Source organism: Frigoribacterium sp. PhB160, from assembly GCF_003751785.1.
In the GTDB taxonomy this organism is placed as follows: Bacteria; Actinomycetota; Actinomycetes; order Actinomycetales; family Microbacteriaceae; genus Frigoribacterium.
The window spans coordinates 954,003-973,219 of the sequence record NZ_RKIE01000001.1 but is presented as its reverse complement, the minus strand read 5'-3'; the positions used below and the strand labels follow the sequence as shown (position 1 = coordinate 973,219).

General features: G+C 73.9%; 17 protein-coding genes. 11 read left to right on the top strand and 6 right to left on the bottom strand.

Annotated features, from left to right (window positions below; all coding sequences use genetic code 11):
- Positions 1-27 precede the first annotated feature (27 nt).
- From EDF38_RS04620 to EDF38_RS04585, 8 genes are all read left to right on the top strand, one after another.
- A complete protein-coding gene (locus tag EDF38_RS04620) occupies positions 28-954 on the top strand; it encodes an ABC transporter permease (RefSeq protein WP_370275528.1) in 927 nt (308 codons plus the stop codon).
- 6 nt (positions 955-960) lie between these two features.
- Entirely contained in the window at positions 961-2,220 is a 1,260-nt protein-coding gene (locus EDF38_RS04615) for an ABC transporter ATP-binding protein (protein ID WP_123354178.1), read from the top strand.
- Position 2,221: 1 nt separating this feature from the next.
- Positions 2,222-3,373: a glycosyltransferase family 1 protein gene (locus tag EDF38_RS04610; RefSeq protein ID WP_233572212.1), complete on the top strand. Its 1,152-nt coding sequence runs from the start codon at positions 2,222-2,224 to the stop codon at positions 3,371-3,373.
- 102 nt (positions 3,374-3,475) lie between these two features.
- A complete protein-coding gene (locus EDF38_RS04605; protein ID WP_123355026.1) occupies positions 3,476-4,345 on the top strand; it encodes a glycosyltransferase family 2 protein in 870 nt (289 codons plus the stop codon).
- A gap of 54 nt (positions 4,346-4,399) precedes the next feature.
- A complete protein-coding gene (locus tag EDF38_RS04600; RefSeq protein ID WP_199734584.1) occupies positions 4,400-5,515 on the top strand; it encodes a glycosyltransferase family 2 protein in 1,116 nt (371 codons plus the stop codon).
- Between the two features lie 86 nt (positions 5,516-5,601).
- Positions 5,602-6,543: a glycosyltransferase family 2 protein gene (locus EDF38_RS04595; RefSeq protein WP_123355025.1), complete on the top strand. Its 942-nt coding sequence runs from the start codon at positions 5,602-5,604 to the stop codon at positions 6,541-6,543.
- Entirely contained in the window at positions 6,533-8,101 is a 1,569-nt protein-coding gene (locus tag EDF38_RS04590; protein WP_123354177.1) for a DUF2142 domain-containing protein, read from the top strand. Before EDF38_RS04595 ends, EDF38_RS04590 begins: the two co-directional genes overlap by 11 nt.
- Positions 8,098-9,699 carry a DUF2142 domain-containing protein gene (locus tag EDF38_RS04585; RefSeq protein WP_148061451.1) on the top strand — a complete coding sequence of 534 codons (1,602 nt, stop codon included), beginning with the start codon at positions 8,098-8,100 and terminating at the stop codon, positions 9,697-9,699. Before EDF38_RS04590 ends, EDF38_RS04585 begins: the two co-directional genes overlap by 4 nt.
- Here the strand turns inward: EDF38_RS04585 and EDF38_RS04580 are convergent.
- Positions 9,641-10,789 (bottom strand): glycosyltransferase, encoded by a 1,149-nt coding sequence (locus EDF38_RS04580; protein WP_233572210.1) that lies wholly within the window; start codon positions 10,787-10,789, stop codon positions 9,641-9,643. The genes EDF38_RS04585 and EDF38_RS04580 overlap by 59 nt on opposite strands.
- 60 nt (positions 10,790-10,849) lie before the next feature.
- Between EDF38_RS04580 and EDF38_RS04575 the strand changes: the two genes are divergently transcribed.
- Positions 10,850-11,875 (top strand): lysylphosphatidylglycerol synthase domain-containing protein, encoded by a 1,026-nt coding sequence (locus tag EDF38_RS04575; RefSeq protein ID WP_123354174.1) that lies wholly within the window; start codon positions 10,850-10,852, stop codon positions 11,873-11,875.
- Positions 11,872-13,317, top strand: a complete 1,446-nt coding sequence (locus EDF38_RS04570) for a glycosyltransferase family 39 protein (RefSeq protein ID WP_123354173.1) — start codon at positions 11,872-11,874, stop codon at positions 13,315-13,317. Before EDF38_RS04575 ends, EDF38_RS04570 begins: the two co-directional genes overlap by 4 nt.
- On the opposite strand, the gene EDF38_RS04565 is transcribed toward EDF38_RS04570, so the two are convergent.
- Positions 13,254-15,194, bottom strand: a complete 1,941-nt coding sequence (locus tag EDF38_RS04565) for a glycosyltransferase (RefSeq protein WP_148061449.1) — start codon at positions 15,192-15,194, stop codon at positions 13,254-13,256. The genes EDF38_RS04570 and EDF38_RS04565 overlap by 64 nt on opposite strands.
- Before the next feature lie 221 nt (positions 15,195-15,415).
- On the opposite strand from EDF38_RS04565, the gene EDF38_RS04560 reads away from it, so the two are divergent.
- Positions 15,416-16,366 (top strand): hypothetical protein, encoded by a 951-nt coding sequence (locus EDF38_RS04560; RefSeq protein WP_148061448.1) that lies wholly within the window; start codon positions 15,416-15,418, stop codon positions 16,364-16,366.
- Positions 16,367-16,426: 60 nt separating this feature from the next.
- Here EDF38_RS04560 and rfbA read toward each other — a convergent pair whose 3' ends face one another.
- From rfbA to EDF38_RS04540, 4 genes are all read right to left on the bottom strand, one after another.
- Positions 16,427-17,290: a glucose-1-phosphate thymidylyltransferase RfbA gene (gene rfbA / locus EDF38_RS04555; RefSeq protein WP_123354170.1), complete on the bottom strand. Its 864-nt coding sequence runs from the start codon at positions 17,288-17,290 to the stop codon at positions 16,427-16,429.
- Positions 17,287-17,904 (bottom strand): dTDP-4-dehydrorhamnose 3,5-epimerase family protein, encoded by a 618-nt coding sequence (locus tag EDF38_RS04550; protein WP_123354169.1) that lies wholly within the window; start codon positions 17,902-17,904, stop codon positions 17,287-17,289. The genes rfbA and EDF38_RS04550 overlap by 4 nt, the downstream gene beginning before the upstream one ends.
- A 72-nt stretch (positions 17,905-17,976) precedes the next feature.
- Positions 17,977-18,207 carry a hypothetical protein gene (locus tag EDF38_RS04545; protein WP_123354168.1) on the bottom strand — a complete coding sequence of 77 codons (231 nt, stop codon included), beginning with the start codon at positions 18,205-18,207 and terminating at the stop codon, positions 17,977-17,979.
- Positions 18,208-18,309: 102 nt separating this feature from the next.
- Positions 18,310-19,200 carry a D-alanyl-D-alanine carboxypeptidase family protein gene (locus tag EDF38_RS04540; RefSeq protein ID WP_158613315.1) on the bottom strand — a complete coding sequence of 297 codons (891 nt, stop codon included), beginning with the start codon at positions 19,198-19,200 and terminating at the stop codon, positions 18,310-18,312.
- Positions 19,201-19,217: the final 17 nt, after the last annotated feature.

The following is a 19,217-nucleotide window of genomic DNA, read 5'->3' as shown; positions in this document are numbered from 1 at the left end:
AGTTCTGACGAAGAAGGGGCCATGCCCATGACCACCACGACACCGAGCACCACGTCGGCCGAGCGGTTCGCCCGCCTCGAGCAGGAGACCATGGTCGTCGCCGGCCAGCCGTCGAAGGTCTTCGGCGGCACGTTCGGCATCGTCCGCGAGATCTTCGCGCACCGCCAGCTGCTCGACCTGCTGATCCGTCGCGACCTCAAGTCGCGCTACAAGGACAGCGCGCTCGGCTTCGTGTGGACCCTCATCCGGCCCATCACGCAGCTGATCATCTACTACTTCGTCATGGGGCAGATCCTCGGCGCGGCCCGCAGCATCCCCGAGTTCGCGATCTACATCTTCTCGGGCCTGACCATCTACGGCCTCTTCAGCGAGATCATCGCGGGCTCCACCTCCTCGATCGTCAGCAACGGCGGGCTGATCAAGAAGGTGTACACGCCCCGCGAGATCTACCCGCTGGCGAGCATCGGGTCGGCACTGTTCAACTTCGCGATCCAGCTCCTGGTGCTCTTCGCCGCCACCCTCGTCACCGGTTCGTTCCCGCTGCACCTCGACCTGCTCTACTTCTTCCCGTCGGTCGTGCTCGTGCTCGTCTACGGCACCGCCTTCGGCCTGCTGCTCGCCGCGCTCAACGTCTACCTCCGCGACATGCAGTACCTCGTCGAGGTCCTGCTCATGCTCGCGATGTGGGCCTCGCCGATCGTCTACTCCTGGAACATGGTCGCGAACGGCCTCTCCGGCACGCACGGCTGGCTCCTGCAGCTCTACACCGACAACCCCGTCACGCTCGCCGTGCTCGGCTTCCACCGGGCCTTCTGGACCGGCGGCGACGCCTCGCACTACCCCGACGAGCTCCTCCTCCGCATGGGCGTCGCCTCGCTCGTCGGCCTCGTGCTCGTGTACGCGTTCCACCGCGTCTTCGCGCGGCTGCAGGGCAACTTCGCCCAGGAGCTCTAGACCGGAATGGACGTCACCACCAGCATGAGCACCACCCACGACACCACGCACCTCCGGGACGCCGCCACGGCCTCGTCGCCCACGGTGGTCTCCATCGAGAACGTGTCGAAGAAGTTCGTGATCCGCAAGGACAACAGCCTCAAGGAGCGCCTCGTCACCCTCGGCCGTGCCGGCCGACGCCACAGCGAGGCCTTCTGGGCCCTCAAGGACGTCTCCCTCGACATCCCCGCGGGCTCGACGATCGGCCTCCTCGGCCCCAACGGCTCGGGCAAGAGCACGCTGCTCAAGGCGATCGGCGGCATCATCGAGCCGACGACCGGCTCGATCAAGCGCCGTGGGCGACTCGCCGCGCTGCTCGAGCTCGGGGCCGGGTTCCACCCCGACCTGACCGGTCGGGAGAACGTCTTCCTCAACGCCTCGATCCTCGGACTCAGCCAGGCCGAGACCGAGGAGAAGTTCGACGACATCCTCACGTTCTCGGGCATCGGCGACTTCATCGACACGCAGGTCAAGTTCTACTCGTCCGGCATGTACGTCCGGCTCGCCTTCGCGGTCGCGATCCACACCGACCCCGACGTCCTGCTCGTCGACGAGGTCCTCGCCGTCGGCGACGAGGCGTTCCAGCGCAAGTGCCTCGACAAGATCCGAGAGTTCCAGCAGCAGGGCCGCACGATCATCCTCGTCAGCCACTCGCTCGGCCAGGTGCAGGAGCTCTGCGACCGCGCCGTCGTCCTGTCGAAGGGCGAGGTCAAGTTCGAGGGCTCGGCCGCCGACGCCGTGAAGAACTTCCGCGACATCCTCGAGGGTCGCCGCGTCGCGGAGGCCGAGGCCGCCGCGCCCGAGGTCGAGGCCACGCCCGGCCACGTGACGAAGACCGTCGTCCACGCCGAGGGCCGCGCCCCCGGGGCCGAGATCCAGCCGGGCGACACGATCGTCGTGCGCATGGAGTACAGCCACACGACGCCGCTCGAGAAGTGGCACTCGGGCTTCAAGATCGAGACGAACCTCGGCACCCAGGTCTACGGCACCGACAGCCGGATGCTCGGCCTCGACCACGCCCCGCTCCGCGGGACGGCCGCCGTCGAGTACCGGCTCTCCGACGTGCAGCTCGGCGGGGGCCCGTACTTCGTGCACAGCTTCTTCGCGCAGCCGAACGGGGCGCACATCGCCATCCAGCGCCAGGCGGCCCGCTTCGTGATGGCGGACGACGAGCGCGCCTCGGGCGTCATCCGCATCAGCGCCTCGGCCCGTCCCGTCGCTCCCTGACGTGGTGGCGCCCCCGCTGCCCGTCCTGCTCGACGCGACCTCCCTCCCGCCGAACAAGGGCGGGGTCGCCCGGTACCTCGCAGGTCTCCTCCGGGGGCTGAGCGACGAGGGCGAGAGCGTGCACGTCGTCGTGAAGCCGGGCGACCGCGCCTGGCTGGCCGAGCAGGCGCCCGAGCACCGGTACGTCGAGGCCCCGGGGTGGGTGGCCAGCCGGCCCCTGCGGCTGCTCTGGGAGCAGGTCGGCCTCCCGGCCACGGCCCGGCGCGTCGGGGCCCGGGTCATCCACTCGCCGCACTACACGTTCCCCCTCGTGGCGTCGCGTCGCGTCGTCGTGACGGTGCACGACGCGACGTTCTTCAGCAGCCCCGACGACCACTCGCGGGGCAAGCGGGCGTTCTTCTCGACCTGGATCCGCCTCGGTCGGCTCCTGGCCGCGGCCTCGGTCGCCCCGAGCGCGGCCACGGCCGCCGAGACGGCCCGCCACGCCGGTCCCGCCCGAGGACCCGTCGAGGTCGCCCTGCACGGCGTCGACCGTGCCGCGTTCCCCGTCCCGACCGGCGACGAGGTCGCCCGTTTCGCCACGGCGCACCAGGTCGATCCCGAACGCGGCTGGCTGGCCTTCCTCGGCACCGTCGAGCCCCGCAAGAGCGTCCCCGCCCTCGTCGAGGCCCACCGCCGCATCGCCGAGTCCGACCCCAACGCGCCCCCGCTGCTGGTCGCGGGCGGCCTCGGCTGGGACGAGGAGGCCCGCCGTCTGCTCATCGCGGCCGGCGACGTGCCGGGGGCGCGCCTCCGGCACCTCGGCTACCTGCGCCTCGACGAGCTGCCCGCGTTCCTCGGCGGCGCGACCGTGGTGGCGTACCCGAGCACCGGCGAGGGCTTCGGCCTGCCCGTGCTCGAGGCCATGTCGACGGGGGCGACGGTGCTCACGACCGACCGGCTGGCCCTGCCGGAGGTCGGCGGCGACGCCGTCCGCTACGCCGAGCCCGACGCCGACGGCATCGAGGCCGGTCTCCGCGCGCTCCTCGCCGACCCGGCCGAGCGCGCCCGCCTGTCCGAGGCCGGCACGGCCCGCGCGGCGACCTTCACCTGGGCCGCCTGCGCCGCGGTGCACCGCCGCCTGTGGGCCCAGGTCGGGAGGGTCGCGGACTGAGGCCGGCCGCCCCCGTGGCAGACTGGCCCCTCAGCGACCGTGGGCGCGCCTCCGCGGCTCCCCCGCACCACGCACGACGCACCGGCCCCACCAGAGATGACGATGACGAACGACACCCCGACGAGACCCGAGCCGACGCTCGCGGTCGTCACCGTCAGCTACAACTCCGGCCGCTACCTCGCCGAGTTCCTCGCCTCGACGGCGGCCGCCACGCACGACCCGTCACGGATGACGGTCGTCGTCGCCGACAACCGCTCCGACGACGTCGGGGAGGCGCGGCGCACCACCGAGGCCGCCGGCGCCGTCTTCGTCGACGTCGGGTCGAACGCCGGCTACGGCACCGCCGTCAACACCGCGGTCGCCGCCCTCCCCGCGTCCGTGCGGCACGTGCTGGTCTCGAACCCCGACGTCGTGCTCTCGCCCGGATCGCTCGACGTGCTCGTCGACACGGCCACGGCCGACCGTCGCATCGCCGCCGTCGGCCCCGCCGTGCTCGAGCCGACCGGCGAGGTCTACCCGTCGGCGCGGGCCGTGCCGTCGCTCCGCACCGGCCTGGGGCACGCGCTGTTCGCGAACCTGTGGCCGACGAACCCGTGGACCCGCCGGTACCACCGCGACGGCCAGCTCGACCAGGTCCGCACCGCCGGCTGGCTGTCGGGGGCGTGCCTCCTCGTCCGCCGCGACGTCTTCGACGAGCTCGGCGGCTTCGACCCCGGCTACTTCATGTACTTCGAGGACGTCGACCTGGGGTGGCGCATCGGCCGCGCCGGGCTCCGCAACCTGTACCAGCCCGAGGCCGAGGTCACGCACGTGGGCGCCCACTCGACCCGCGACTCGTCGGACGCCATGCGCCGCGAGCACCACCGCAGCGCCTATCGTTTCCTCTCGCGCAAGTACGGCGCCCCCTGGCTGCTCCCGCTGCGCGCCGCGCTGCGGGCCGGCCTCGCCGTCCGGGCGCGCCTGCACGGCTGACGCCGCGCCTCCCCGTCCCGCCCGGCTCCTCGACCCGACCCCAGGAGAACGAACATGACCTTCGCCGTCACCGCCATGGTCCGCGACGAGGCCGACGTCATCCGGCCGTGGGTGCTCTACCACGTGGCGCAGGGCGCCGACGTGATCATCGTCACCGACAACGCCTCGACCGACGGCACGACGGAGATCCTCCGCGAGTTCGAGGCCGACGGCACGATCGTGCTGCACCACGACCCGGTGCACCGCAAGCAGCAGGGCACGGTCGTGACGGGCATGGCCCGCGAGGCGGCCGTCGTGCACGGGGCCGACTGGGTCGTGAACGCCGACGCCGACGAGTTCCTCGTGCCCGTCGACCGCTCGCTGCGGCTGTCCGACGTCTTCGCCCGGCTCGACCCGGCGCTCGGCTCGTTCGGCGTGCGCGTCGTCAACCTCGTCGGCCCGATCGCCGAGTCGGGGGCCGGCTTCGACCGGCTCGTCTGGCGCGACGGCCGCAGCAACGAGCAGCTGCAGGAGGTCGGCGTGCTCGCGCAGCCGACCTCGAACGCGGTCCACGTCGGCGACCCCGAGGTCACCGTGGTCCAGGGCAACCACATGGTGAGCGTCGCCAGCACCGGCACCCCGCCGGACGAGCTCGCCCTCGAGGTGCTCCACCTTCCGTGGCGCTCGTGGCAGCAGTTCCGCCACAAGGTCGAGCTCGCCGGCGCCGGCTACGAGGCCAACCCCGACCTGACGCCGAGCCCGTCCCACCACGGCATGCGCGACTACGCGCGGCTGCGCGAGGGCACCCTGCTGTCGTACTACGCGGCGCGGCACCCGGTCGAGGACGAGATCGCGGACGGACCGTTCACGCTCGACGCGACCATCCCGGACTTCCTCGCGCACGCCGGCGTCGACGCCCCGTCGCACGACGTGCCGACCAGTCCCCGGCGGGCCGAGGAGCTGGCCGTCCTCGGCCGCGCCCTCGTGGCGCGCGAGCGGCTGGTCGCCGAGGCCGAGGTCCGCCTCGCCGAGCAGACCGCCGCCTCGGTCGCGCTCGAGGCCGAGCTGCGCCGCCAGCAGGCCGACCTCGAGCAGCAGCTCGCGGGCGCCCGGCACGACCTCGAGGTCGCGAACTCGCGCAAGCTCGTCAAGCTCGTCGACACCGTCGCCGCGCGGGTCCGCCGGGGCTGAATGCCGGGGCGGGCACCGGCCGTCGACTAAACTCCCCGGAGCCGATCGATCGTCGGCGTCCCCGCTCCCGACCCGAGGTGCTCTCCGTGAAGCTGTTCGTCCAGGTGCCCTGCTTGAACGAGGAGGCGACCCTCGGGGACGTCCTCGACTCGATCCCGACGCAGATCGACGGCATCGACGAGATCCACGTGCTGGTCATCGACGACGGGTCCACCGACCGCACCGTCGAGGTCGCCCGCGCGCACGGGGTGACCCACTTCGTGCGGCACACCCGCAACATGGGCCTCGCGCGCTCCTTCCGCGACGGCGTCGACTACGCGCTGCTGAACGGCGCCGACATCGTCGTGAACACCGACGGCGACAACCAGTACCCGCAGGCGCAGATCGCCGAGCTGGTCCAGCCGATCGTCGCCGGCACCGCCGACATCGTGATCGGCGACCGCCAGACGAAGACCATCGAGCACTTCTCGCGCTTCAAGCGCCTGATGCAGTCGACGGGCAGCTGGGTCGCGAGCCGCGCCGCCGGGCTCGACCTGCCCGACGCCGCGAGCGGCTTCCGCGCCTACTCGAAGTACTCGCTCATCCGGCTCAACATCGTCACCCGCTTCAGCTACTGCATGGAGACGATCGTGCAGGCCGGCTACAAGCGCCTCGCGCTGACGAGCATCCCGATCACGACCAACCCCAAGACGCGCGAGTCGCGGCTGTTCAGCAACATCTGGCAGCACATGTTCATGTCGGGGTCCGCCATCGTGCGGGTCTACCTCATGTACCGCCCGATGGCGCTCTTCGCCTGGATCAGCGCCGTGCTGGCCGCCTGCGGCCTGGTGCCCTTCGTCCGCTACCTCGTGCTCCTGCGGGTCGACCCGGGGGGCGACCACCTGCAGTCGCTGCTGCTGGGGGTGCTGCTGATCATCACGGCACTGCTGGCGGTCGTCATCGGCGTGGTCGCCGACCTCACGAGGCTGAACCGCACCCTCGCCGAGGAGCAGCTCGACCTGCAGAAGCTCCAACGGTATGGCGACTGAGCCGGGGCGTCCCGCGACGTCCCGGCTCGAGGCGGCCGCCGTCACGTCGGTGACGGCGGCCTTCGGCGTCCTGCTGGTGGTGTGGGCCCTCATCACGCCGATGTTCCAGGCCCCCGACGAGGTCGTCCACGTCGACGCCGCGGTGACGCTGACGACGACCGGCGAGTGGGCGCCGGCCGGCGAGGCGCTCTTCCTCCAGGCCAGCCAGGCCGCCCGCGACTCGCTCGGCACGGTGCCCCGCGACGCCCGCCCGAGCTGGGGCGGCCTCCTCGCCGCCCACCCGGGCACGACGGCCGACGTGAACCAGATGACGCAGCACCCGCCGACGTACTACGCCCTCGCCGGAGCCGTCCTCGACGCCGTCGACTTCACCCACCACCGCTGGGACCTCGGAGTCCTCGCCCTCCGCCTCCTCAGCGTCGCCCTCGTCGCCCCGCTCCCCTTGCTCACCTGGGCCACCGTCCGACGCCTCACCCGATCCCCCCGCACCGCGATCGTCGCCGCCACCACCCTCCTCGCCGTCCCCCAGCTCGCCCAGATCGGCTCCTCCGTCACCAGCGACGCCCCGATCATCCTGCTCGGCGCCGTCACCGTCTGGCTCACCACCCGCACCATCACCGGCGACCGCACCTGGCGCACCCACCTCGCCCTCGGCACCGCCCTCGGCCTCGCGCTCGCCACCAAGGGCACCGCCTTCCCCGCCATCCCCTTCGTCGCCCTCGCCCTCCTCCTCGGCGACACCACCCTCCCCCTCGCCCGACGAGCCCTCCGCACCCTCGCCGTCGGCGCCACCACCGCCGCCCTCGGCGCCTGGTGGTGGATCCACAACCTCACCACCACCGGCACCCTCCAACCCAACGGACTCCCCCGCTCGTCGACGCCCAACCCCTGGCCGGCGGGCGAGGGCCCCGACCTCGGCTTCTTCCTCGACACGGAGTGGTCGCGACTGTCGTCGTCGTTCTGGGGGCAGTTCGGCCGCCTGGAGTACCCGATGACCCCGATCCTCACCGACGTCCTGACGGTGGGCTGCCTCGCGCTCGTCGCCGGCTGGGCGTTCCGCGGGCGCCGGTCGGCCGCCCGATCGTGGCTGCTCGCGTCGTTCCCGCTCATCACCCTGCTGGTCCTCCTGCACAACAACTTCGACTCCTACGACCGCACGCAGGAGGTCTCCGGGGCCCAGGGCCGGTACCTGTTCGGGTCTCTCGTCGCCCTGGCCGCGCTGCTGGCGGTCGCGGGCCTCCGCCTCGTCACCCACGAGGAGGCGCGTCGCCGGGTCGGGCGGTCCATGGTCGTCGCCGCCCCCCTCGTCGGCGCCTACGGCGCCAGCGTCGCCTACCGAGGCTTCTTCGAGCAGAGCGACCTCGAGGTCACCCGTCCCGGCCTCGCGAACCTGCTCGTGACGACTCCCGTCGGGGGGCCCGCCCTGCTCGCCGCGATGGTCGTCCTCGCGCTCGTCGCGGCATCCGCCGGCGTGGCGACGTGGCGGCTCGTCGGCCGGGCAGGTCCGCCGGTACCGGCGCCCGTCGCGGCGACCCCCGAGACGGCGGCCGCCTCGTGAGCGGCACCCGCGCCTCCGAGGCCGCACTCGTACCCGCACGCGCCGCCGCCCCCGCCGCCTCGCGTCCCGAGCGGGTCGTGGTCGCCGTCGTCACGGCCGCCTTCGCGCTCCTCCTCACGCTCTGGGCCGTGCTCACGCCGATGTTCGAGGCCCCCGACGAGTTCACCCACTGGGACGCCGCCGTGCGGCTCGCGCTCGACGAGGGCTGGCCCCCTCCCGGCGAGGCGCAGAACCTCGCCGCCTCGGAGCTCGCCCGGGTGACGAACTACGACATCCCGCCGGCCGACCGCTCGTCGTACGGCACCCTGCTCGAGGCCGCCCCGGGCGACCACGACTTCGTGAACCAGATGACGCAGCACCCGCCGACGTACTACGCCCTCGCCGGAGCCGTCCTCGACGCCGTCGACTTCACCCACCACCGCTGGGACCTCGGAGTCCTCGCCCTCCGCCTCCTCAGCGTCGCCCTCGTCGCCCCGCTCCCCTTGCTCACCTGGGCCACCGTCCGACGCCTCACCCGATCCCCCCGCACCGCGATCGTCGCCGCCACCACCCTCCTCGCCGTCCCCCAGCTCGCCCAGATCGGCTCCTCCGTCACCAGCGACGCCCCGATCATCCTGCTCGGCGCCGTCACCGTCTGGCTCACCACCCGCACCATCACCGGCGACCGCACCTGGCGCACCCACCTCGCCCTCGGCACCGCCCTCGGCCTCGCGCTCGCCACCAAGGGCACCGCCTTCCCCGCCATCCCCTTCGTCGCCCTCGCCCTCCTCCTCGGCGACACCACCCTCCCCCTCGCCCGACGAGCCCTCCGCACCCTCGCCGTCGGCGCCACCACCGCCGCCCTCGGCGCCTGGTGGTGGATCCACAACCTCACCACCACCGGCACCCTCCAACCCAACGGACTGATCGAGCAGCGCCCGCCGACTCCGTGGCCGGCCGGCGAGGGCCCCGACCTCGGCGTGTTCACCGCGACCTTCTGGGACGGCGTCTCGTCGTCGTTCTGGGGCCAGCTCGGGCGCGCCAAGTTCCCGATCAGCCCGATCGTCAGCGACAGCCTGACCGTCGTCGCGCTGCTCGTCGTCGCGTGCTGGGCGTTCCGCCGCGTCCGGGGCGGTCGGGCGGTCGTCCTCCTCGCGGTCCTCCCCGTCGTCATCGCCGCGGCCATGCTCGGCAACGGCTGGAACACCTACGACCAGACCCAGGGCGTCTACGGCGTCCAGGGCCGCTACCTCTACCCCGCGCTCGTCGTGCTCGTCGCCCTCAGCGCCGTCGCCTGGCGGCGGCTGGCGGCCACGGCGCCCGGCCGCCGGCGGACGGCCCGCACGGCGGTCGTCCTCGCCCCCGCCCTCGCGGCCTACGGCCTGTGGGTGGCGGTGTCGGGCTTCTTCCCGGGCACCGTCGGCGAGCCGGCCTCGGTCGGCACGCTCACCGTCGGGCAGTCGCTGCCCGTCCCGGCCGCGGCGTTCGCCGTCCTCGCCGCGGTCGTCGCCGTGGCCGTCGTCACGGCCTGCACGCTCGTCTGGCGCGCCGTCGGCCGGGTCAGCGACCCTCCGGCGAGCGCGACGACCGCCGCGGCCGCGGACGCACCGTCGTGCTGAGCCGCTCCGCCAACGGCGCGACCGACGTCTCCGGGCGGAAACGCTCGTCCGCCGCGCGACGGGCGGCGTCCCGGTGACGGCGGAGCAGCGCCGCGTCGCGCTGCAGGCCGAGCAGCGCGTCGGCCAGCGCGCGGGCGTCGCCCGCCGGGACGAAGACGGCGGCGTCCCTCAGCGCACGGCGCTGCGGGCGGGTGTCGCTCGTGACGACGGCCACCCCGGCCGCGGCGCACTGGTAGACCTTGTTGGGCACCACCTTGAGGGCCTTGTCGGTGGTGCCGAAGACGCCGAGCCCGACCTGGTGCCGAGCCACGACGGCGGGCAGGTCACGCGCCTCCACCCAGGGCACCCAGGTCACCGACGGCGACCCGCCGGCGGCCGCCCGGGCGGCCGCGAGGTCCTGCCCGGACCCGATCACCGTGAGGTCGACGGGGGCGTCGGCCAGCAGTGCCGCCGCCTCGCCGATGACGACCGAGCCCTGCAGGGGCGTGAAGAGGCCGAAGAAGACCACCGAGAGCCGGTCGCCGGGCTCGTCGCCCGGATCGGGCGACGCCGCGTCGAACCAGGCGTCCGTGGCGCCCACCGGCACCACGACGACCTTCGACCGGGCCGACGCGGGGACCATCTCGCCGTGCTCGGCGGTGTCGACCACGACGACGTCGGCCCGGGCGATCGCGCCCCGGTCGAGCAGGCGGAGGGCGCGCTGCAGGAGCGATCCGGAGGCGCCGCGGTCGGCCGCCGTGGAGGCCGCGAACACGAGGTGGTCGAGCACGACCACGGTCCGCGGGAAGAGCAGGCGCGCGAGCCACACGTCGAAGTGCCCGAGGTAGCCGACGAGCACGACGTCCGGACGCGACCGACGTGCCTCGCGGCGGGCCCGCACGGCGAGCCGGGCCCACGCGCGGACGAGCCGCAGGCCGAGCCGCAGGGCCCCGGTGCGCCGGCCGAGCAGGGCGACGCGCTCGGCGGTCGAGAGGCCGAGGGGCACGTTGGCCTCCGCCACCTCGTGCCCGGCCCGGGCGAGGCCGTCGGCGAGGACCGCGACCCGCGGGTGGTTCTCGACTTGATAGGTTCCGAACGCGAGGATCCGCACGACCATCCACTCCCCGGGCGCCCTCGTCCTGTACGCGCCCCCGAGAGACTCTAGGTGACCATGACCGACACCGCGCCCCCGGCGACGCCCCGACGGCACGGGCCAGGACGCTGGGTCCGAGCCGCCCTCGTCGTCGTCGCGCTCGCCCTGTGCATCGCCTTCCTGCTGCCCCGCGCGGGCGAGATCGGCGAGTCGTTCTCACGCCAGACGCCCCTCTCGCTCGGGGGCTCGTTCGTCGTCGGCGCCCTGGCCGCCTACGCGACGTTCCTCTCGTGGCGGGCGCTGCTGGCGGGGGCCGGCCACCGCCTGCCGGGCGGCGCCGCGCGGCGCCTCTTCTTCGTCTCGCAGATCGGCAAGTACATCCCCGGGTCGATCTGGCCGATCGTCGCGCAGGCCGACCTGGGCCGCCGCCACGGGGTGCCGGCGACCCGCTCGGTCACGGTCGGCCTCCTCACCCTGCTCGTGAGCTGCGCCGCGGGCGTCTGCGTCGCCGCGGCCACGCTGCCGTTCGTGTCGGCCGACGCCCTCGGCCGCTACTGGTACGTGCTGCTGCTCGTGCCGGTGGTGCTCGTCGCCCTGCACCCGGCCGTGCTGCGGTTCGCGCTGCGCACCGCCTCGCGGCTGCTGCGCCGCGAGCTGGCCGAGGTCCGCCTGCCGCTGCGCAGCGTGGTCGTCGCCTTCGTGCTCGCCGCCGTCGCGTGGCTGCTCTTCGGGCTGCACGTCGCGCTCCTCGCCGGGCCGCTGGGCGCCGCCGGGCCGAGCACGATCGTGCTCGCGACCGGGTCGTACGCGCTCGCGTGGCTGGTGGGGTTCCTCGTCTTCTTCCTGCCCGCCGGCCTCGGCGGCCGCGAGGTCGTGCTCACCACCCTGCTGACGAACGCCGCGGGCCTCGACCTCGAGGACGCCGTGAGCATCGCGCTGGCGTCCCGCGTCCTGCTGAGCCTCGTCGACGTCGTGGCCTTCGCCGTGACGTCGCTCGCCGAGCGGCGCCGCGGGCACCGCCGGACGGACGCCGGCGACGACGCGTCGGGGGACGACGTCGGCCACGGTCCCTCCGCCGCCGTGCCCGGCCGGAGCGCGTCGTGACGGGCCTGGCCCGTCGGGTCGCCGCGCGCACCGACCTGGTGCTCGTCGCGGCGCTCGTCGTCGTCGTGGCGGCGTCGATCGCCCGGGCGACCTCGACGCCGCTCCTGTCGACGGCGGACGAGACGGCGCACCTCGACTACGCCCTGCAGGTCTGGCACGGCCACCTGCCCGTCTTCGAGCGAGGGGTCGAGCTCGTCCAGCCCTTCGGGCCGGTGCCGCCCGTCCAGTGGGTCTCGCAGCACCCGCCGCTCTTCTACCTCCTGCTCGCCCCGGTCGTCGGCCCGCTCGCCGACGGCGGCCACCTCTACGCCGCCGTGCTCGCCGGCCGCGCCGTGAACGCGCTCGTGGCGGGCACGACCGTCCTCGCCACCTGGTGGGCGGCCCGCCAGCTCGTGCCCGGCGACCGCCGGGTCGCGGGCGTGGCGGCCCTCGTCACGGCCATGACGGGCATGGTGGTGCTCGTCGGCGGCTCGATCTACAACGACCTCCTCGCCGTGACGTTCGCGGCGCTCGCGCTCGGGCTCGCCGCGGCCGTCGTGCGCGGCGGGCTGACCCTGCGCCTCGGCGTGCTCCTCGCCCTCACCTCGGCCGGCGGCCTGGCGAGCCGGCTCTCGTTCGGCATCTTCGTCGTCGCCATGGCCGGCGCCCTCGTGGTCGCCGCGCACCGGGGCCGACCCGTCCGGCGCGAGCTCCTCGCACGCGTCGCCGCGGCGCTCGGCCTGGTCGTGGCCCCTCTCCTGGCCGTCGGCTGGTTCTACGCCCGCAACGTCGCGCTCACCGGCACGGTGACCGGCGGCCACCCGGACTGGTCCGCCGCCAACCTCGGCCGGAACACCCACCCGGTCGTCGAGGTCGTCCAGGCGCCGACCTTCTGGACGGGCCTCTTCTCCCTCTATCGGTACGACGTCGACCGGGCGGACCCGCTGCCCTGGCTCGCGCTCCTCGTGCCCCTCGGCCTGGCGCTCGTGGCGGCGGTCCTGCTGGTGGCGACCCGGCGCCTCCGGCCGTCCCGCGGCGACGTCCTCGTGGTCGTCATGGCCGCGGCCGTGACGGCGCTGACCGTCGTCATGCAGCTCAACTACGTCGCCGGCGGCGGCGCGGCGAACACCCGCTACTCGCTGCCCGTCGTGCCGGTCATCGCGGTGGTCACGGCATGGGCGCTCTGCCGGGGCGGACGCGCGGGAGTCGTGCTCGTCGCCGTCTGGGCGGCCGGGGTCTTCGCCGCGTACACGACGGCGGTCGACCTCTCCGTCGCGGTCGGACCGGCCTCGGTGCTGGCGGTGGCCCGGGTCGCGTTCGCGCTCTCGGCCGTCGGGGTGGTCACGGCCGTCGCCGCGCACGGCGTCGCGACCTGGCGGGGCGCGTCGATCGGCGGTCGTCAGCGACCCGAGCGCGACCGCGCCGTCGTCAGCACGTCCGCGAGCAGCCGCGAGGCCCGCTGAGCGAAGGAGTGGTCGCGGGCCACGGCCGCGGCGGCCAGCCGCGCCTCCACCGCGCGGTCGGCCCTCGACTCGGCGCCGAGTCGGCGCAGGTCGTCGACGGTCCGGTAGGTGCGGACGCCGTCGCCGAAGACGTCGACGAGCCCCTCGACCTCATCGCTCACGACGAGCGCGCCCGAGGCGACGGCGTCGAAGACCCGGTTGGAGACGAAGCCCTCGCGCGCCATGTCCGCCCAGTGGTCGTTGAGCACCACGCGGGCGCTGCGGTAGGCCGCGGGGAGGCGGTCGTTCGCCAGGAACTCCCCCCGCACGGTCTCGGGTGCGATGAAGCTCGACCAGCCCTCGCCCCACACGCTGAGGTCGAGGCCCGCCTCGACGGCGTCGCGGACGACGGGCCGGAACACCTCGCGCGTCTTGCCGACGAAGAGCACGTCGGAGGCCAGCTCGGGGTCGACCGGGCCGGGGTGGAAGCGCTCCGGCGCCGTCGCCTGGAGCAGGGTGCCGACCGGCAGGCCCGTCCTCGCCGTCGTCCGCTCCGCCCAGGCGCGGCCGGCGGCGTAGCGGAGGTCGTACCCGGAGAGCTCCTCGTCCGACACGCGGTCCGGGTGGCTGATCACCCAGAGCACCGTCACCGCCGAGGGGTGGAGCGGCACCCGGTCGAGGCCGCGCAGGACGAGCGAGACGTCGTCGAGGTGCTCGGACTCCGGTCGGACGCTCGACTCCCGGTTGTCGACGACGACGGCCTGCCCGAGGCCCCGCAGGGCGGTCGCGAGGTCGTGAGCGAAGAAGACGTCGCCCCAGTCGTCGCCGCGCGCGCCGGCCCAGGCGGCCGTCTTCAGCGACCACCGGAGGCGCGGGGCGGCCTCGTGCACGCGCACCGGCTCGAGGCGCCCGACGACGGGTCGGGCGACGCGGGCGGGCACCGGCCCGGTCGGCAGCACGGTCGCCCCCTCGAGGCGCAGCCCGAGGCGCCCGAGCAGCCCTCCGGCGGCGTCGTCGACCATCCCGTCCCACGACTGCACGAGCTCGAGCGCGACGGGGTCCGACCGGCGCTCGGGCTCGCGGAGGCGGTGCACCCGCCCGAGGGGCACCGACAGCACCCGGCCTGCTCCCGCCGTCCGCGCCTCCGCCGAGCGGGAGACGGCCAGCGACAGGCTGGTGACCGAGAGCGGCTGGTCGACGGTCGCCCGCGCCGGGACGAGGTCGCGGGTGCGCACGGCGAAGACCGGAGAGTCGGCCGCGGTGACGGCGACGGCGCCCACGGCCTCGAGGTCCTCCGGCGGGAACCCGGCCAGCAGCGCTCCCGGGGCGGCGCCGCCCGGGACGAAGAACGCCCCCGCGCTGGCGATCGTCTCGTTCGTCCGTCGCACGACGGCCTGCGCGAGCACCACGTCGCCGCGGACGTGGTCGACGAGCGCCCACAGGGCCTCGAGGCCGATCTCGACGCTCGAGTCGACGACCACGGCACGAGCGCCGGTCAACGCCGGGTAGGTGCGGGCCAGGCCCGCCGCCCAGCCCCGCGCGACCTCGGGCTCCACGAGCGGAAGCGACGCCGGCAGGCGCGGAGGCGCGTGCGTGCGCCCGACCGCCTCCTCGGCCTCGTAGACCACGGCCGTCACCCGCGGGCCCCAGGCCTCGGCGAGGGCGGCGAGCGCCTCGACGACCGCGGGCCGCTGCTCGAGGTCGTCGGCGTCGATCGTCACGACGAGGTCGACGACGCCGTCGTCGAGGTCGGCGCGCACCCGGGGCGGCTCGCCCGCGGGCAGGGGGACGGAGACGTGCCGGGGAGGCGCGGGGCCGGGCTCCGGGACCGGCGGCGCCGTCCGCCGGGCGACGGCGACGGCGGCCCGGTGAAGCGCGCGGCGCGTGCGCGCAGCCACGCTCGGCGGCTCGTCCGTCACGGGGCTCCCTCGATGCGGTCCGGCTGGTCGTGCGAGTCCGGCTGGCACGGCAGGCCTGGCAGGCCTCGCACGAGCTTAGGCGACGGCGGGCTCGGAGCGCGGCCGACCGCATGGCAGGATGGGGGCGGTGCCGTGTGACGCGCCCGACGTCGGCGCCCACCGCCGAGGCTCACGCCACCGCTGAGGATCAGACCACCCGCATGTCCAGCCCCCTGAGACGCCTCGCCCGTCCCGTCGCCCGGCGGATGCGGCTCGAGCCGTTCCTCGACGCCGGGCTCCGGGCCGCGCGCCTCGTCACCGAAGAGCGGCGACACCGCCGCTGGCAGGCGATGCTCGGCGCCTGGCTCCGGGACGGCATCGAGCTGCCGACGGCCGACGGGTGGGCCGGCCGGCACGACGACGACTCGGTGCCCCTCGTGATGTGCCTGTGGAACAGACCCGACCGCCTGCCCGCCGTCCTGGCCATGCTGGGTCGGCTCGACCCGGCGACCCCGGTGCGCCTCCTGCTCTGGAACAACAACCCGGACGACGCGGCCCGCTACCGAGCCGTGGTCGACGCCTCGCCGAGGGGCCCGGGGCTCGCCTCCGTCGACCTCTACGACAGCCCGGTGAACATCGGCGGCCTCGCCCGCTTCGTGGCGATCCGCCTGCTGCACAACGGCGGCCACCGGGGCCCCGTCGTCATGCTCGACGACGACCAGGACGTCACTGCGTCGTTCGTGCGCGACCTCCTCGACGACTACGCCCCCCGGTCGGTCGTCGCGTGGTGGGCCTTCTCGCAGCACGGCTCGTACTGGGCACGAGCCGAGATCGCGCCGGGAGACCCGGCCGACCACGCCGGCACGGGAGGGACCGTGCTCGACCCCGCCCTCGTCGGCGACGACCGCTTCTTCGCGCGCCTGCCCCGCCGCTTCGCGTTCCTCGAGGACCAGTGGATGTCGTTCGTCGCGCACCGGCTCGGCTGGCGCGTCGTCAAGGCCGACACGCACGTCGACCTGGTGTCGGAGGAGCTCAACCAGTACCACCGGCTGAAGCCGCTCAAGGACGTGTTCCACGCCGAGCAGCTCCGCCGGGGCGGAGGCCTGCTGGGCCCACCGCTGCGGCGCCGGGCCTGGGACCGCGGCCGCGTCCGGTCGGCGTCGCGGCGCTGACCCCCGCACGGCGAGGGGCCCGCGGTGCCGTGCACCGCGGGCCCCTCGGGCGTCGTCCCGTCAGCCGGCGATCAGCCTCTGCAGGTACACGCCGTAGCCGCTCTTGGCGAGGGGCGCGGCGAGGGCGGCGAGGTGCTCGTCGTCGATCCACCCGTTGCGCCAGGCGATCTCCTCGATGCAGCCGATCTTGTGGCCCTGCCGGTCCTCGATGACGCGGACGTACTCCGACGCCTGCATCATCGACTCGAAGGTGCCGGTGTCGAGCCAGGCCGTGCCGCGGTCGAGCACCTGCACCTGCAGGCGACCGGCCTCGAGGTAGCGCTCGTTGACCGTCGAGATCTCGAGCTCGCCCCGAGCGCTCGGCTCGATGGTCCCCGCGATGCGGACGACGTCGTTGTCGTAGAAGTAGAGGCCGGGCACCGCGTAGTTGCTCTTCGGCGCGAGGGGCTTCTCCTCGATCGAGACGGCCTTGAACTGCTCGTCGAACTCGACGACGCCGTAGGCCTTGGGGTCGGAGACGTGGTACGCGAAGATCGTCGCGCCCTCGACCTCGGCGTTCTTCTTGAGGTTCGAGCCAAGGCCCACCCCGTGGAAGATGTTGTCGCCGAGCACCAGCGCGACGCTGTCGTCGCCGATGAAGTCCGCGCCGATGACGAACGCCTGCGCGAGGCCGTCGGGCGAGGGCTGCACCGCGTACTCGATGGTCATGCCGAGCTGCGAGCCGTCGCCGAGCAGGGCCCGGAACTGGTCGTTGTACTCCGGGGTCGTGATGACGAGCACCTCGCGGATGCCGGCCATCATGAGCGTCGACAAGGGGTAGTACACCATCGGCTTGTCGTAGATCGGCATCAGCTGCTTCGAGATGCCCTTGGTGATCGGCCAGAGGCGTGTGCCGGACCCGCCGGCGAGGATGATGCCCTTCACGCGCGGTCCTCCTTCGCGTCGAGCGACGCGTAGTACGCGCGCATGTCGTCCCACGTGGGCAGCAGCCCCGCGGCGGCGGCCTCGGACAGGCCGGGTGCGTCGGTGTCCTTCGGCGACAGCAGCGCCTCCCCCGCCTCGGGCGGGAAGACGAGGCCGATCTCGGGGTCGAGCGGGTCGATGCCGTGCTCGCGCTGGGCGTCGAAGGTGTCGGTGACGAGGTAGCTGACCGTCGCGTCGTCGGTCAGCGCGACGAAGGCGTGGCCGAGGCCCTCGGCCAGGTAGATCGCGCGGCGGTCGACGCCGTCGAGCAGGACCGAGTCCCACTGCCCGAAGGTCGGCGACCCGACCCGGATGTCGATGACGTAGTCGAGGACGGCGCCGTGCGTCGCGGTGACGTACTTCGCCTGGCCCCGCGGCACGTCGGCGAAGTGGATGCCGCGGACGACGCCGCGCTTCGACACCGAGGTGTTGGCCTGGCGGAGGTCGATCGAGTGACCGACGGCCTCGGCCAGCCGGTCGAACCGGTACCACTCGAGGAACACGCCGCGGTCGTCGCCGAACTGCTTCGGCGTGACCTCGTAGCTGTCAGGGATCTTCAGTTCACGGATCTGCACCGGGGCAGCCTACCAACGACCCCGTGTCGGCCCCGGAGGCGGGACAGCGAGCCCCGGGACGACGACGTCGCGTCAGCGACCGGAGTAGTTCGACCCCGGCGCGACGGCGGTCGTGGGGATCGAGAGCGCGCGCAGCATGTCGACGAAGGCGACGCGGTTGAGCGTCTTGCGGGGGGCCCCGAGCAGCTGCAGGGCGGAGACCTGGCCCGTCGACGTGAGGTGCTTGAGGGTGCGGACGCCCACCACGCAGGTGAAGCCGACGCCGACCCGGTCGAGGGTCTCGTTGCAGGTGACGATGATCATGTCTTCTTCTTCCGGTCGAGCACGCCGAGGCGCGGGGACGTGGTGGTGGTGCGAGAGGGCGGTGCGGGCCGTCCGCGGTCGTGGCCGACCGCGGGGCACAGGTCACCTGAGCCAGTAGTTGGCCTTGGCGACGAGGGCCGAGCGAGGGACGGAGAGCGCGTCCAGCGCGTCGAGGAACGCCGCCGGCGAGAGGTCGTAGATGGGGACGTCGAGGGCCCGGAGCGAGTTGACCCACCCGGAGTTCTCGAGCTGACGCAGGTGACGGAACCCGATCAGCGCGACGTAGCCCGACCCGACGCCCGGCAGGGAGCCGGTGCAGCGGGCGATGACCGAGCCGAGGTCGTTCCGCTGCCCGACCGGTCCGGTCCAGGCGCGGGTGTAGTCGAAGTGCCACGGCTCGGGCCGGGAGAAGGTGTTGCCGGTCGGCTGCCAGCCGTAGGACGGCGCGTTGGCGTCCATCCAGCGCTTGGCCGCGGTGCCCGCGGTCTGGACGCCCGAGCCGAAGTCGACCGAGATGCCCCAGCCGTGGTTCGAGGTGCCCGGGTAGGCGGCCAGGTTGCCCGTGCCCGCCTGGTAGCGGTTCCAGTAGTCGAGCTGCCGGGCGTAGTCGCGGTAGCCCTCCGTGATGTCGAGGGTCCGCCCGACGGCCTTCGAGAAGGCGAGGCTCATCGCCGTGTACTGGCGGGCCGCGTCCTGGCGGAGGTAGCCGGAGCCGGGCACGGAGGAGATGACCGGGGTCAGCTGCGAGCTGGGGATCTTGCCGTTCTGGAAGCCGCCCCACGCGTTCTTCGCCGCCACGGCGAGGGCCTCCTTCACCGAGTCGACGGACGCCGTCGTCTCGCCGAGGCGGATCACCGCGGACGCGCTCGTGGGCCGGGCCAGCGCGCCGACGACGGCGACCGCCGACGTGGCGCCGGCGTACGCCAGCAGGCGTCGCCGATCGAGGGCGGCGGGAGCGGCGGCACCCCGGAGGAGCGTCTCGTTCTGATCCATGCGGCAACGGTCGCATG